The sequence below is a fragment of the Promicromonospora kroppenstedtii DSM 19349 genome (assembly GCF_000515355.1).
GTDB lineage: Bacteria > Actinomycetota > Actinomycetes > Actinomycetales > Cellulomonadaceae > Promicromonospora > Promicromonospora kroppenstedtii.
On record NZ_KI911686.1, the window covers coordinates 93214 to 93765 of the forward strand.

Genomic DNA, 552 nt, shown 5'->3' on the forward strand with positions numbered 1-552 from the left:
GCCCGCGACCCCCGGCCCGCCCGCCGCCACGCCGTCCACCCAGTCCACGAACTCTGCCCCGATCGGCGCCGGGTCCGCCGCGGTGCGCACGGCCTCCAGCACCCGCATGAACGCGCCGGTGTCCCGCACGTCGCACAGCAGCCGTTCCTCGCCGGTCCGGGCGCGCAGCAGGTTCTCCAGCAGGCCGGTGCGCTCGTACCGCTTCTCGGCGACGACCTTCCCGGCGCGCAGCCGCACCAGGTCGTGCTCGTACTCCAGCTCGATCTCGCCCGCCGTGCCCTGCACGATCACCCGCGCGGGTGTCCGCGCGGCCGCGCACAGCGTGAGCCCGAACCCGTACCGCGTCCCGTCAGTGCCGACGGCCCGCAGCGAGGACGTGTCGTCGGCCTCGATCGGGTTGGCGCGCCACAGGTCGGTGTTCACGTACGCGAGGTCGGCGGCGGTCCGGGCGCCGCCGACCCACAGCGCGGTCGCCACGGCGTGCGCCAGCGGGTTGGTGACCACGCCGTCGACCACGGCACGGTCGCCCATCCGGCGCCGCCCCGCCCACGG

The 552-nt window shown here is 76.4% G+C and carries 1 pseudogene; it reads right to left on the reverse strand.

The features are described 5' to 3' along the window. Positions 1 to 531, reverse strand: a pseudogene (locus PROKR_RS15070) (Gfo/Idh/MocA family protein); the annotation flags it as partial. Positions 532 to 552 lie beyond the last annotated feature (21 nt).